Source organism: Actinokineospora globicatena (assembly GCF_024171945.1).
GTDB classification, from domain to species: Bacteria; Actinomycetota; Actinomycetes; order Mycobacteriales; family Pseudonocardiaceae; genus Actinokineospora; species Actinokineospora globicatena.
The window spans coordinates 574,911-588,766 of record NZ_JAMTCR010000005.1 but is presented as its reverse complement, the minus strand read 5'-3'; the positions used below and the strand labels follow the sequence as shown (position 1 = coordinate 588,766).

Below are 13,856 nucleotides of genomic sequence, written 5' to 3'. Positions count from 1 at the left end.
GGCCTAGCCCGCGCGCATGGCAGCGGAGAGGACGTCGTGGTTGAGGCGGGAGATCGTGGATAGCGGGATGCCCTTGGGGCAGACGGCCGTGCACTCGCCCGCGAGAGTGCAGCCGCCGAATCCGAGGTCGTCTTGTGTCTCCACCATGTCGCGCGCGCGGTTGTACCTCTCGGGCTGCCCTTGGGGTAGGACGCCGAGGTGGGTTGCCTTGGCGGCGGTGAACAGCATGGAGGAGCCGTTGGGGCACGCGGCGACACACGCGCCGCAGCCGATGCAGGCGGCTGCCTCGAAGGCAGTGTCAGCGTCGGGTTTGGGTACGGGGAGTGCGTGTGCGTCCGGCGCCGCACCCGCGCGTGTGGAGATGTAACCGCCTGCCTCGATGACCCTGTCTAGAGCGGTGCGGTCGACGACGAGGTCGCGGACGACGGGGAAGGGCGCGGCCCGCCATGGTTCGACCACGATCGGCTCGGCCGGGTCGAACTGGCGCATGTGCAGCTGACAGGTCGTGGTGGCCTTACCCGGGCCGTGTGCGACGCCATCGATCATGACCCCACACGCGCCGCAGATGCCTTCCCGGCAATCGTGGTCGAACGCGACAGGGTCGTCGCCCTCCAGTTGAAGGCGCTCGTTGAGGACGTCGAGCATCTCCAGGAACGACATCTCGGCGGTGACGCCGTCGATCTCGTATTCGACGAGCCTGCCTTTGACGCTAGGGCCTGCCTGTCGCCAGACCTGCACTCGGTACTTCACTTGTAACTCCTCACGGTGGGCCTGACGGCCTCGAAGCGCAGTTCCTCGCGGTGTAGCACGGGTGGCTCTCCGACTCCGGCGAACTCCCACGCGGCCGCATAAGAGAAGCGGTCGTCGTCGCGTCGTGCGTCGCCGTCGGGGGTTTGGCTCTCGACGCGGAAGTGGCCGCCGCAAGACTCAGTGCGGTGCAGGGCGTCCACGCACATCAGCTCCGCGAGTTCCAGGAAGTCCGCGACCCTGCCCGCCTTCTCTAGGGCCTGGTTGAGTTCGCTACCGCTACCGGTCACCTTGAGACGGCGCCAGAACTCCTCGCGGAGCGACGGGATGCGTTCGAGCGCCTTCTGCAGCCCGTCCTCGGACCGCTCCATCCCGCAGAGGTCCCACATGAGCTTGCCCAGCTCGCGGTGGAAGGACTCGGCGGTGCGGTCACCGTTGAGGGAAAGCAGTGTGGAGATGAGTTCACGAACACCGTCCTCGGCTTCATCGACCGCGTTGGCGTCAACGGGGCCGAACGGGCCATCGGCGAGGTAGTCACCGATGACCGCTGGGAGTACGAAGTAGCCGTCGGCGAGCCCTTGCATGAGCGCGCTGGCGCCCAGCCGGTTGGCGCCGTGGTCGGAGAAGTTCGCCTCACCGAGGACGAACAGCCCGGGGATGGTGCTGCGCAGGTCGTAGTCCACCCAGAGCCCACCCATCGTGTAGTGCACGGCGGGATAGATCCGCATCGGGACCTGGTACGGGTCCTCATCGGTGATGCGCTGGTACATCTCGAAGAGGTTCCCGTAGCGGGCGGCGACGGTATCCCTACCGAGCCGCGTGATGGCGTCGGCGAAGTCGAGATACACGCCAAGCCCGCCCGGTCCCACTCCCCTGCCCGCGTCGCACACGGCTTTCGCGGCGCGTGAGGCTATGTCGCGCGGGACAAGGTTGCCGAAGCTCGGATAGATGCGTTCCAGGTAGTAGTCACGCTCAGCCTCGGGGATCTGACCGGGAGGCCGGTTGTCGCCCGCTAGGACCGGTACCCACACACGGCCGTCGTTGCGGAGGGACTCACTCATCAACGTCAGCTTCGATTGGTGGTCGCCGCTTACAGGGATGCATGTGGGGTGAATCTGGGTGTAGCAGGGGTTCGCGAAGAGGGCTCCGCGTTTGTGGGCGCGCCAGATCGCTGTGGTGTTGCAGCCCTTGGCGTTAGTGGAGAGGTGAAAGACGTTGCCGTAACCGCCGGTCGCTAGGACTACCGCGTCAGCAACGTGGGTCGTGATCTCTCCGGTGACCAGATCCCGCACTACGACACCGCGCGCACGCCCGTCGGAGACAACGAGATCGAGCATCTCGGTCCGGGGGAAGGAACGCACGCTACCTGCGTGGACTTGCCGCGCAAGCGCTTGATAGGCGCCGAGCAAGAGCTGTTGACCGGTCTGACCGCGTGCGTAGAACGTGCGGGACACCTGCGCGCCACCGAAGGATCGCGTGTCGAGCAGACCGCCGTACTCGCGCGCGAAGGGAACGCCTTGGGCGACGCACTGGTCGATGATGCTCGTGCTGACCTCCGCGAGTCGATGCACGTTGGACTCACGAGAGCGGAAGTCGCCGCCCTTGATCGTGTCGTGGAAGAGGCGGTGGACACTGTCGCCATCTCCGGCGTAGTTCTTGGCGGCGTTGATGCCACCTTGGGCGGCAATGCTGTGCGCGCGTCTTGGGCTGTCCTGGTAGCAGAACGACAAGACGTTGTAGCCGAGTTCGCCCAGGGTGGCGGCGGCAGACCCACCTGCCAAGCCAGTGCCAACGACAGCGACGGTCAGCTTGCGCCGATTGGCCGGGTTGACCAGTCGAGCGGAGAAGCGGCGTCGCTCCCACCTCGTCTCCAGTGGGCCGTCCGGCGCGCATGTGTCAGCGATCGGGTCGCCGTCGCGGTAGAGCACTGCGTCACCTCACGATTCCGAAGAGGACGGCATAGGGCACGAACAAGAACCCCACGGTGATGCCAACGGACACGACCAGTGCCATCACGCTGGAGGCGCCGGGGGCGCGGCCGAGACTGCGTAGTGCGCTCCACATGCCGTGCCGCAGGTGCAGGCCTAGAGCGACAACGGCGAGCGTGTAGGCCGCGACGATGTACCAGTGCTGGAAGTCGGCGATGACGTTGGCGTGGATCTGGCCCTCGACGCCGTGCGGGTTCAGGACGCCAGCGGTGAGGTCGAGCAGGTGGTAGACCACGAACAGCGCGATGATCACCCCGCCCCACCGCATGGTCCGCGCGGCGTACCCGCCCTGGACCCTCGGCCGCCGCGCGTAGCCCACGGGGCGCGCCCTGGCCGCCCGCCGGGCGAGCTGGATGGCGGCGGTCATGTGCAGGACCACGGCGAGCACCAGCACCACGCGGATCACCCAGACGAACCCGCCGTACCCGAGGACCGGGGAGAGCATCCGGCGCAGGAAGACGCCGTAGCCGTCGATGTCGCCGAGGAAGATCGTCAGGTTGCCGACCATGTGCGCGACCACGTAGCCGAGCAGGATCGCGCCGGTCACCGCCATCACGGCCTTCTTGCCCACCGTCGACGACCACAGCCTGCGCGGGAACCCTTGTCTCCCAGGTGATCCGCGCTGAAGGGTCAGTGCCATACGGCCACGCTAGGAGTGCCATCGACAAGTCGTCCAATACATGAATCGGCTCATCTCGATAGCCTGGGGCTATGACGCTGCAGCAGCTCGTGTATTTCCTGGCCGTCGCCCAGACGCGGCACTTCACGCGCGCGGCCCAGCGGGCGCATGTGGCGCAGCCCTCACTGAGCAAGCAGATCCACGGCCTGGAAACCGAACTCGGCGCGGCCCTGTTCACCCGCGCGCGGGGCAACGTCACTCTTACCGCCGCAGGCGAGGCACTGCTACCGATCGCTAAGCGCATCTTGTCCGATGTGGACTCTGCGCGGCTAGAGGTCGCGGAGCTCGTAGGGCTCCGCCAAGGCCGTATCCGCCTGGGTGCGACGCCGAGCGTGTGTGTGGGTGTGCTGGCGGACGTCCTACGCCGCTACCACGACCGTTACCCCGGTATCCGGCTCCAAGTCGAAGAGAGCGGTTCCCGCGACCTGACGTCCGCGCTGCTAGGAGGCGAACTGGATCTCGCGCTGCTGATCGTTCGGCCGCAAGGGGTCGAGTCAGCACTAACCATGACTCCCGTGCTGCGCGAGCACCTCATGGTCGCCTCATCGGCGGCGGAGGCAGCCCTACCGAGCGGCATCCGCCTGGAGTCGCTCCGCGACCGGCCGATGGTCATGTTCCGCAGCGGCTACGACCTGCGGGAGACCACCCTGCAAGCCTGCCGCGCGGCCGGGTTCGAGCCCGAACTGGCGGTGGAGGGCGGCGAGATGGACGCCGTGCTGCGGTTCGTGGAGGCCGGGCTCGGCGTGGCGCTGGTGCCCAGCCTCGTGCTGCCCGGCCGCCCAGGCCTACGCGCGACACCGCTGACCAGCCCGAACATCCGCCGCACGATCGCGCTGGCGCACCGCACCGACACCCCGCCGACGGCGGCCGCCAGGGCGTTCCGGTCGACGCTGTTCGGGCACATCGACGCCCTGGTGGCCGCCAACGCCCTGCCCCCGGGCGTCGAGCCGCTGCGGTGACTACCAGCCCTCCGGCGGCTCCGCGAAGGCCTTGCCGACATCGCGCACGAGGGACATGGCCCGCCGCGCCCACGGCTCCGACGCGCCCGCCAAGCCGCACGTCGGCGTCGCCACGGCCCGCTCGGCCAGGACGGAGCGGTTGAAGCCGAGTTGGTCGGCCAGCCGGAACGCCGGGGTCGCCACCTCGCGCAGGGCGGCCAGCCCGCCGGGACCGCTACCGGGCGCCCTCCGCGGATCGGCGCCGGACCCTCGGCCGGGATCCGTGCCGGATGCTCTGCCAGGATCGGCGCTGAGCGCTCTGCCAGGATCGGTGCTGGGCACTCTGCCAGGATCGGTGCTGGGCACGACGCCCAGGAACAGCACGGTCCCGGCGTCCCACACCTCCCCGATCGCGTCAAGCGTCGCCGCGCCCACCTTGCCGAGCAGCGGCACGTCGAACGCGATCGCGCCCGCCCCCGCGGCCGCCAGCAGCCCGAACGGCGGCTTGGGCGCGCAGCAGTGGACCACAACGGGCTGCCCGGTCGCCTTCTTGGCCGCGTCGATGACCGCGCTGAGCACGTCCCTGGCCTCGGGTTCGGCGACCGCGCGCACGGTGCCGTAGCCCGACGGGGTCGGGACCGCGCCCGCGAGCACCGTCGGCAGGCTGGGCTCGTCGAGCTGCACGACCACCTCGGTCCCCAGCCGCCTGCGCACCTCCGCGACGTGCCGGGACAGCCCCTCGCTCAAGGACTCGGTGAACTCCCGCAGCGCGCCGTAGTCCGTCAGCACCCGGTGACCGCGCGGTAGCTCTAGCCCTGACGTGAGCGTCCACGGCCCCGCGAGCTGCACCTTGACCACCGGCGGCGGAGTACCGAGTCGCTCTACGGCCTCTTCGATGGCGTCCAAGTCCCTGCGGATGAGGTCTGTCGAGCGCCGGTAGTCGAGCCCCGGGCGCGCGGCGACGCGGTAGCCGGAGGGGACCAACTCGAAGGCCAGGTCAACGAGCAGCGCCGCCGTACGACCAAGGATGTCCGCCCCGAGTCCCCGCGCGGGGAGCTCGGGCAGGTGCGGTAGGTCTGGCAGCTCACCGAGGACGGTGGCAGCGGCCTCGACCGGGTCTGTCCCAGGCAGCGAGCCGATGCCGGTAGCGGTACCTGGCGGCCAGGGTGCGGTGTTCACGGTGTGAGTCTGGTGGATCGCCTCCGGGCGCCGCACACCACCGGCCCGGTTAGCATCGGCGGTCGTGGACCACACCGATGTCGTCGCGGCAGCAACGCGGATCGCGCCACACGCCCGCCGCACCCCGATCCTGCGCACCGAACTGGACGGTCGACCGGTGGTGCTCAAGTTGGAGCACCTGCAACGCACCGGGTCGTTCAAGCTGCGGGGTGCCCTGAACGCGCTTCTCGGTGGACCTCGGCCCACCCACGTCGTGACGGCCTCTGGCGGTAACCACGGCATGGCTGTCGCCACCGCCGCCCGCCTCCTAGACCTACCGGCGACGGTCTACGTACCTGAACGCGCGCCGGAATCGAAGACCCGGCGCATCGAGGCCGCAGGGGCGAAGTTGGTGCGCCACGGCGCCGCTTACGCCGAAGCCGCGGCGGCAGCGTTGACGGAGGCCTCTTCCACGGGTGCGCGCTATGTGCCCGCGTACGACGATCCGCTGGTCATCGCGGGGCAGGGGACGTGCGCGGCGGAGGTCGTCGCCGAGGCACCGGAGGTCGACGCGTTCGTGGTCGCCGTCGGGGGCGGCGGATTGGCCGCGGGAACCGTGCTGGGCGCGGGCGGCCGGTCGGTCGTGCTGGCCGAACCGGTGAACTGCCAGGCGATGCACGACGCGCTGGCCGCGGGCACCCCGGTCGATGCGGTGGTGGACTCGGTCGCCGCGTCCGCGTTGGGCGCGACCAGGGTGGGGGCGCTGCCCTTCGACGTCGTCCGGTCGAGCGGGGCGCGGTCGGTCCTGGTCACCGACGCGGAGTTGCTCGCCGCGCGGGACCTGCTGTGGGAGGAGTTCCGGCTGGCCGTGGAGCCCGCGGCCGCTGTCCCGCTGGCCGCCTGGCTCGGCGGGAAGGCCGAGGCAGAGCTACCTTGCTTGATCGTGTGCGGGGCCAACAGCGAGTGGATCGCGGCCTAGGACCCCGGCGGCTGGGTGGGTGGGTCCCGCCACACCACCACCCACCCAGCCTGGGGTTAGGCCCTCATGACGGTGGCGATCGGGATCCGCGCCGCGCGGATGGCCGGGAACAGTCCACCGAGGACACCCGCGACCAGACCGGCGACCACGCCCGCCACCCCCGCTTCCCAGGGGAAGTCCACGTTCTGCAGCGTCGGCCGGTTCGCGCCGAACAGCTCGCCTGCGAGTTTCAGGCCGACCACCCCCGCCGCGATCGCCGCCGCCGCGGTGAGCAAGCCGATGATCAGGGTCTCGGCGAGCACGATCCCGGCCAGCAGCAACCTCGGCGTGCCGACCGCCCGGCGCAGGGCGAACTCCTCGACCCGCTCGCCGACGGTGGCCAGGCCGACGTTGAGGATGCCTGCCACGCCGATCAGCAGGACCAGCGCCGCCATCCCGTAGAAGATCCACCTCATCATGTCCAGCTGCCCGCCGATGCGTTCGCGGGAGTTGACCGTGGTGGTGTAGAGCTGGCCCGCCGCTTCGGGGCCGAGCTTGGCGCGCAGGGTGGGGAGGATCGACGCCGCCGCGGGCGCCATCGTCAACGACGCGCTCTGGCTCTCGAGCGCCTCCGCCGGGATCCAGTTCAGCAGCTCGTCCGCCCGGACGTAGACGACCGGCTGGAACCCGCCGTCGTGGACGGTGCCGATCACCCGCGGGGTGGCGTGCGGCGCGCCGGGCGCCCCGGGGCCGTTGCCCTGGTAGGCGGACCCGATGCTCATCTCGGCCGGGAGCTGGTAGCGGGTGAAGGCCTCCGTCGCCTCGCGGTTGAGCACGATGCGCGGCGACAGCGACGGCTCACCGCCGAAGTCGAGCCAGCTGCCCGCCTCCAGCTGGAACGGCCGGAACTGCCGGATGTCGCCGGTGATGCCGACCACCAAGACCTCGACGGTGTTGCCGCGCGGTGGCGGTTTCTCGTCCGAGACCTCGGTGTAGCAGCTGCGGCCGTCGCAGATCATCCGCGTCTGCGGGCCCGCCTGGTCGGCGTAGCGCAGCGGCATGCCGCCCGGGTTGACCGGGGTCAGACCGGGTTCGCCGATGATGGCCTGGGTCGAGAAGGAGGCGACCGCGTCGGTGCGGCCGCGGACCACCTCGAGCGCGGAGGAGGTGCCCTTCGGGCCGGGCGGGACGCCGACCACGACGGTGCCGTCCTTGCCCTCGGACATCTCGATGTCGGCCAGCAGCGCCCGGTTGGCCAGCACCGAGCTCGCCTGCACGGCGACCACGGCGAGGACCCCGAGGAACAGGCTGATCATCGACAGGAAGGTGCGCAGCTTGCGGGCCCGGATGCCCTGGCCGCCGATCACGACGGCGGAGCGGAACCGCCCGGAGAGCCCCATCAGGCCAGCACCCCCGTGCGGTCGGGCACCAGCAGGCCGTCGCGCAGCCGCAGGACGCGGCCCATGCGGTTGGCGTGCGCGTGGTCGTGGGTGACCAGGATCAGCCCGCAGCCGCGCTCGGTCGCCGCGTGCAGCACGTCGATGACCAGGGCACCAGTCTCGGTGTCCAGCGCGCCGGTCGGCTCGTCGGCCAGCAGCACCCGCGGCTGGCGCACCAGCGCCCTGGCGATGGCCACCCGCTGCTGCTCACCGCCGGAGAGCCGGGCGGGCCGGTGCTTGGCCAGGTGCGCGATGCCGACCTGCTCGAGCGCGGCCATCACCTTGGCCCTGCGCTTGCGGCGGGCGAGCCAGCCCTGGCCGTTGACCAGCGCCATCGCCACGTTCTGCATCGCGGTCAGGTGCTTGAGCAGGAAGAACCGCTGGAACACGAAGCCGAACTCCTGGCTGCGCAGCCGGGCCGCGCGGCGCTCGGGGATCCGGGTGATGTCGGCGCCGTGCAGCAGGTACTGGCCGCCGTCTGGCCGGTCGAACAGGCCGATGAGGCTGAGCATGGTGCTCTTGCCCGAGCCGGAGCGGCCCAGGATGGCCACGCTCTCGCCCGCGCGCACCGTCAGGTCCACCCCGGACAGGATGGGCCTCGGCTCGCCCTGCCCCTTCAACGTCTTGGTCACGCCGTTGAGCTGGATCAGCGGCGGCTGGGGGACGGCGGTCATTTGCCGGGTGCCCCGTCCTGCTTGGGCGCGGGCAGGTCCGGTCCCGGCACGGCGAGGGTCTCGGTGCCGGTGAGCCCGGACTTGATCTCCACCACGGCGCCGTCGGTGCCGCCGAGCACGACGTCCTTGGTCTGCCTGCTGCCGTTGGTGTCGAGCACGTCGACCTTGCCCGCGCCCTGCTTGCCCGCGACGGCCTCGACCGGGGCGACGAGCACCTGCTTGGCCTCGGCGGTGACGACCTCCAGGGTCGCCTCGGCGCCGTTGATCAGCTTGGTGCCCGCCGGGGGGACGCAGACCAGCCGCATGCCGGTCGACTCCGACGGGGTGCGGCTGTCCTGCTCGGGCTGCTGCGGTTGCTGCGGAGCGGGTGCCGGTGCGGCCGCGCCGTCGGTCGGCAGGCCCTGGGCGGGTGCGACCGGGACGACCGGCGCGGGCGGGTCGGGGATCGTGCCGGGAGGCAGTGCGGCGGTGGTACCGAGCGGAGTGCAGTCGAACGGCCCGGGGCCGCTTTTGATCTGCGCGCGCACCACGCCCAAGCCGTCGGCGAGCGCGTAGGCCTGCGCGCCGTCGATGTCGGCGACGATGGCGTAGCCACCGAACTTCGCCGACACGACAGGCATTCCGACGGTGACCGTGGCCTTGTCGTCGACAAGCCTGCCGGAGAAGGTAGAGCCAGCGGGCACCTCGATGTGGTTGGGCTTACCTGCCGCCCACACCGCGCCGACCCGGGTCGGCTTGGTCGGCGTGCCCTTCTTGTCGTCCTTGACGTCCAGGTAGCGCACCTGCCCGTCGACCGGCGCCACCAGGCCGAAGACCGGGCTGAGCGTGACCTTGCCCTTGAGGCTGACCTTGGTGGTCAGGTCCTTGCGGGCCAGCGTGGCGGTGGTCATCGTCGACCCGCGTTCAGCGAGGCCGGGCACCGGCGGACCCGCCGACGAGGTCGAGCACCCCGCGACGACGGTGGCCGCCGTCAGTGCGGTGATGATGAGCCGAAAGTTCACCGGTACCCCCATATCCCCAAGTTCGCGAACCGGTACTGGCCCGCACTATACACACGGTGAATAGCAGGCTTCCCCGGGCGTACCCACAGGACTTTCGCACCGCTACTGGGAAAAGACGCGAAATCGGCGCGCGGGGTTGCCCGATGTGCGACAGGACTGGCCGATCGGCCGATGGGGTGGCCGAATGGCCGAGGGACCTCAGCGACCGGCCGGGGAGACCAAGCCGGTGCGGACCGCGTAGAGGGCGGCCTGGGTGCGGTCGTGCAGGCCGAGCTTGCCCAGGATGGCGGTCATGTGCGACTTCACCGTCTTCTCCGACAGGGTGAGTTCACGCGCGATCTGCCGGTTCGAGTTGCCCTGCGCCACCTGGGCGAGGACCTCGCGTTCGCGCGCGGTCAACGTGGCGCCACCCGGGCGCGTGTCACCCTCTGCGAGCAACCGCGCCACATCGGGGTGCAGCAACACGTGACCGGCGTGCACAGACCTGACGGCGGCGGCTAGCGCCAACGGGTCGACGTCCTTGTAGACGTAACCGGCGGCCCCCGCGCGCACGGCGGGGACTATGCCCACCGGCTCGGTGAAGCTGGTGATGACCAGGACGCGCGCCTTGTTGCCCAGCTCGCGCAGCTCGTTGAGCGCGTACACGCCGTCGGTGCCCGGCATGCGCAGGTCCAGCAGCACCACATCCGGTTTGAGCAGCTCGGCGGCGGTGACGCAGGACGCGCCGTCCACGGCCTCGCCGACGACGGTGATGTCGTCCTGCAGGTCGAGGAAGGTGCGCAGGCCCTGGCGCACCACCGGGTGGTCGTCGACCACGAGCACCCTGATCAGCTCAGCCCCCAACGGGCACCTCCAGCCGTACCGTCGTCCCCCCGGGGCTGGTCGAGGTGACCCGCAACCGGCCCCCCGCCGCCCGTGCCCGCTCCCGCATCGAGGTCAGTCCCAACCTCCGGTCGCGGCTGCCCTCGACATCGAACCCCGTCCCGTCGTCGCTGACCTCTAGCACCACCGACTCGGAGTGCACCCTCAGGTCTACCTGGATCCGGTGGGCGCTGGCGTGCCGCAGTGCGTTGTGCAGCGCCTCTTGCAGCACCCGGTAGACCGCCTCCTCCCGGGTCGTGGTGAGGCGGGGGACGTCGCCACCCCGGTAGACGATGTCTACCCCGTGCACCCGGTTGAGCAGTTCGGCCTGCTTGCCGATAGCGCTGTCGAGCCCGTCGCCCGCGAGGTCCGGCGGGCGCAGGCCGACCACCGCGGCGCGCAGCTCGTCGCTGACCTCCGCGGCCAACGCGCGCACCAGGTCGAGCTGGGCCGCCGCGCGCGCGGAGTCACGACCGGCGAGGGTGGCCGCCGACTCCGCGGCGAGCCGGAGGCTGAACAGCTTCTGGGTCACCGCGTCGTGCAGCTCCCTGGCGATCCTGGTGCGCTCCTGCACCATGGACAGCTCCCTGGCCCGCTCGTGCAGCCGCGCGTTGACGATCGCGATGGCCGCGTGCGCCGCCAGCAGCGCGAGCAGCTCCTCGTCCTGCTCGGTGAACCCGCCGTCGGCGGTCTTGTTGGCCACGAAGATCTCGCCGACGATCTCGTCCCCGTCGGTGATGGGCACGCCGAGGAAGTCGGTGAGCACGGGGTGCGCGGCTGGCCACCACTCGAACCGGGGGTGGGCGCGGATGTCGTCGAGCCGGACCGGTTTCGTGTCGTGCAGCAGCACCCCGAGCAGACCGTGCTGGCGCGGGACCGGGCCGATCGCGGCCCACTGCTCGTCGGTGACGCCGTCGGCGAGGAACTCGGCGAAGCCGCCCGCGTCGTCCGGCACGCCGAGCGCGGCGTAGCGGGCGCCGACGAGCCTGCGCGCGGAGGTGAGGATCGTGCGCAGCACGTCGCGCACCGACAGGTGTGTCGCGACCGCCAGCACGGCGGCGCTGACGGCGCGCAGTTCGTTCCTCCCGATCCCGGTCACGGGTCCACGGTACCGAGGCGGAGCGACGAAACCGCTGGTCCTAGGACCAAAGTCGGAGGGAAGTCCCGCCTCGGGTCCGATGGCACGGCCCGCGGCGGTGCCTAACGTCGATGGCAGGCCCGGGCAGCGCGAAATCTCTGGGAGGGGCGAGGTCCGGGGCGGGAAGTCCAATCGCGGGAGAAGGGGATCGCAGTGCACCAGTTGGCCATCGTCACCGGCGCTTCGCGGGGCTTGGGGCGCGCCGTCGCCACCGGTCTCGCCGCGGCCGGGTGGGACCTCGTGCTCGACGCCAGGGGCGCGGACGCGCTCGCCGCGGTCGCCGCCGGGCTGCCCGGCCGCGTCGTGGCGGTCCCGGGTGACATCACCGACGCGGACCACCGGGAGGACCTGGTCGCCGCCGCCGACGCGCTCGGCGGCGCCACCCTGGTGGTCAACAACGCGGGCGCGTTGGGGCCGAGCCCGCTGCCCGGGTTGGCCGAACACCCGCTCGACGCGCTGCGGGAGGTGTTCGAGGCCAACGTCTTCGCGTTGCTCGGGCTCACCCAGGTAGCGCTACCGGGGCTGCGCCGCCGCGGCGGCGCGGTCCTCAACATCACCTCGGACGCCGCCGTCGAGCACTACGCGGGCTGGGGCGGCTACGGCGCGTCGAAGGCGGCCGTGGAGCTGCTCAGCGGTGTGCTGGCGGTCGAGGAGCCCGCGATCCGCGTGTGGTGGGCCGATCCGGGCGACCTGCGCACCGACATGCACCGGGACGCGTTCCCCGGTGAGGACATCAGCGACAGACCACTCCCGGAGACCGTGGTGCCCGCCGTGCTGCACGTGCTGGCGACGCGCCCCGATTCCGGCCGGATCCGCCTGACGGAGGTAGAACTGTGACAATCCAGGTAACCCTGCCCGCCGGGTTGGACGCCCACGAGCCCCCCGAGGCCCGAGGCCTCCCCCGCGACGGCGTCCGCCTCTTGGTGAGCGACGGCGGTGTTGTGAGCCACCACCGGTTCACCGAGTTACCCGACCTCCTGCGCGCCGGGGATGTGTTGGTGGTCAACACCTCCGGCACACTCGCCGCGTCCGTCGCCATGGCGGACAGCACGCTGCGGGTACACCTGTCCACGGAGAACGCGGACGGCACCTGGCTGGTAGAGCTGCGTTCGGGCACCCAGCCCTTCCCGTTCGGCACGGCGGGAGAGGTACTGGACCTCGTGGGCGGCGCCTCGGTGTCACTGCTCCGCCGGTACTCGCGGAACCGGTTGTGGGAAGCCGAAGTCCGCCCCGGCCCGTTCTCCACCGTCCACGCCTACCTCTCCGCGATGGGCGAACCGATCCGCTACAGCTACGTCCCGCGCGCGTGGCCACTGCGGTACTACCAGACGGTATTCGGCGTGGACCCGGGCAGCGCGGAGATGCCCAGCGCGGGCCGCCCGTTCACCGACCGTCTGGTGACCCGGTTGGTGGCGGAAGGGGTGCAATTCGCGCCGGTGCTGCTGCACACGGGGGTGGCGTCGCCGGAGGCGCATGAACGGCCTTATCCGGAGTGGTTCCGGGTGTCGGAGGAGACCGCCCGAACGGTGAACGCCGCTCGTGCCGATGGGCGGCGGGTGATCGCTGTGGGGACCACCGCGGTGCGCGCGGTGGAGTCCGCGGCTCGGGACGGGGTGGTGCGGGCCGATTCGGGGTGGACGGAACTGGTGATCACGCCTGAGCGAGGGGTGGGGGTGGTGGATGGGTTGGTGACTGGGTTCCACGAACCGTTGGCGTCGCATGTGGACATGCTGGTGGCGGTTGCTGGGGTTGAGGCGGTAGAGGAGTGCTATCGGGCGGCTGTGGGGGAGGGGTATCTGTGGCATGAGTTTGGGGATGTGAACCTGTTGCTGCGGTGAGGGGTTCTGGGGGGCGCTGGGGCTGGGGAGTGCTGGGGTGCCTGGGGGTGCCTGTGTGTGAGCTCCGGGGTAGAGGGTCTGCGTGGGGGCAGGGTGTCTACGGGGGTGATCGTGTGGGGATGGGGGTTTCCATAGGGTTGTCTGCGGGGGAGTTGTCCGCACGGTGGAGTTGTCCACAGGGGATTGAGTTGTCCACAGGGGGAACTTCAGGCTCCCCGCCCTTGCGCGCCGCTCGGTAGGCTGTGTATTCGGGGGACTATGGGGCGGGTTGATCTTGCGGATGTACTGTGAGCTGGGGGAATCCGGCTCTCGGACCTTCGCTTCGCTGCGGTGGACGCCTCGGCTGCGCCATCGGATTGACGCGATTTTCGAGCGAAGCTCGATGGGGCGAACTTGTTTTGCGCGGGGCCCCGAGACCACCCGTGGCAGGACCGCAA

13 protein-coding genes are annotated in these 13,856 nt (G+C 70.7%); 4 read left to right on the top strand and 9 right to left on the bottom strand.

Features of this window, described 5'->3' with window-relative positions; translation table 11 throughout:
* Nucleotides 1–3: 3 nt before the first annotated feature.
* Genes LV79_RS26420 through LV79_RS26410 form a run of 3 tightly spaced genes read right to left on the bottom strand, consistent with a single transcriptional unit; the run spans nt 4 to nt 3,375 of the window.
* A complete protein-coding gene (locus LV79_RS26420) occupies nt 4–750 on the bottom strand; it encodes a succinate dehydrogenase/fumarate reductase iron-sulfur subunit (RefSeq protein WP_253840934.1) in 747 nt (248 codons plus the stop codon).
* Nucleotides 747–2,675 carry a fumarate reductase/succinate dehydrogenase flavoprotein subunit gene (locus LV79_RS26415; RefSeq protein WP_253840933.1) on the bottom strand — a complete coding sequence of 643 codons (1,929 nt, stop codon included), beginning with the start codon at nt 2,673–2,675 and terminating at the stop codon, nt 747–749. The genes LV79_RS26420 and LV79_RS26415 overlap by 4 nt, the downstream gene beginning before the upstream one ends.
* A 4-nt stretch (nt 2,676–2,679) precedes the next feature.
* On the bottom strand, nt 2,680–3,375 hold the full coding sequence (locus LV79_RS26410) for a succinate dehydrogenase cytochrome b subunit (RefSeq protein WP_253840932.1): 696 nt from the start codon (nt 3,373–3,375) through the stop codon (nt 2,680–2,682).
* A 71-nt stretch (nt 3,376–3,446) separates the two neighbouring features.
* On the opposite strand from LV79_RS26410, the gene LV79_RS26405 reads away from it, so the two are divergent.
* A complete protein-coding gene (locus LV79_RS26405) occupies nt 3,447–4,373 on the top strand; it encodes a LysR family transcriptional regulator (protein WP_253840931.1) in 927 nt (308 codons plus the stop codon).
* Here LV79_RS26405 and LV79_RS26400 read toward each other — a convergent pair whose 3' ends face one another.
* Nucleotides 4,374–5,531 (bottom strand): uroporphyrinogen decarboxylase/cobalamine-independent methonine synthase family protein, encoded by a 1,158-nt coding sequence (locus LV79_RS26400; protein ID WP_253840930.1) that lies wholly within the window; start codon nt 5,529–5,531, stop codon nt 4,374–4,376. It abuts the gene before it with no gap.
* Between the two features lie 64 nt (nt 5,532–5,595).
* Here LV79_RS26400 and LV79_RS26395 point away from each other — a divergent pair, with 64 nt between their 5' ends.
* Nucleotides 5,596–6,489, top strand: coding sequence for a serine/threonine dehydratase (locus LV79_RS26395; protein ID WP_253840929.1), 894 nt, complete (start codon nt 5,596–5,598; stop codon nt 6,487–6,489).
* 56 nt (nt 6,490–6,545) lie between these two features.
* Here LV79_RS26395 and LV79_RS26390 read toward each other — a convergent pair whose 3' ends face one another.
* The 5 genes from LV79_RS26390 to LV79_RS26370 all read right to left on the bottom strand — a co-directional run bounded on the left by LV79_RS26390 (nt 6,546) and on the right by LV79_RS26370 (nt 11,542).
* Complete coding sequence (locus tag LV79_RS26390) at nt 6,546–7,868, bottom strand: ABC transporter permease (protein WP_253840928.1); 1,323 nt, start codon at nt 7,866–7,868, stop codon at nt 6,546–6,548.
* On the bottom strand, nt 7,868–8,581 hold the full coding sequence (locus tag LV79_RS26385) for an ABC transporter ATP-binding protein (protein ID WP_253840927.1): 714 nt from the start codon (nt 8,579–8,581) through the stop codon (nt 7,868–7,870). The genes LV79_RS26390 and LV79_RS26385 overlap by 1 nt, the downstream gene beginning before the upstream one ends.
* Entirely contained in the window at nt 8,578–9,582 is a 1,005-nt protein-coding gene (locus LV79_RS26380) for an efflux RND transporter periplasmic adaptor subunit (RefSeq protein WP_253840926.1), read from the bottom strand. The genes LV79_RS26385 and LV79_RS26380 overlap by 4 nt, the downstream gene beginning before the upstream one ends.
* A gap of 198 nt (nt 9,583–9,780) precedes the next feature.
* The gene (locus tag LV79_RS26375) at nt 9,781–10,425 is read right to left on the bottom strand and encodes a response regulator (protein ID WP_253840925.1); all 645 of its coding nucleotides are present in this window, start codon (nt 10,423–10,425) and stop codon (nt 9,781–9,783) included.
* Nucleotides 10,415–11,542, bottom strand: coding sequence for a GAF domain-containing sensor histidine kinase (locus LV79_RS26370; RefSeq protein WP_253840924.1), 1,128 nt, complete (start codon nt 11,540–11,542; stop codon nt 10,415–10,417). Before LV79_RS26370 ends, LV79_RS26375 begins: the two co-directional genes overlap by 11 nt.
* A 192-nt stretch (nt 11,543–11,734) precedes the next feature.
* On the opposite strand from LV79_RS26370, the gene LV79_RS26365 reads away from it, so the two are divergent.
* Both LV79_RS26365 and LV79_RS26360 read left to right on the top strand, forming a co-directional pair.
* Complete coding sequence (locus tag LV79_RS26365; RefSeq protein ID WP_308208964.1) at nt 11,735–12,418, top strand: SDR family NAD(P)-dependent oxidoreductase; 684 nt, start codon at nt 11,735–11,737, stop codon at nt 12,416–12,418.
* Entirely contained in the window at nt 12,415–13,419 is a 1,005-nt protein-coding gene (locus tag LV79_RS26360; RefSeq protein ID WP_253840923.1) for an S-adenosylmethionine:tRNA ribosyltransferase-isomerase, read from the top strand. Before LV79_RS26365 ends, LV79_RS26360 begins: the two co-directional genes overlap by 4 nt.
* Nucleotides 13,420–13,856: the final 437 nt, after the last annotated feature.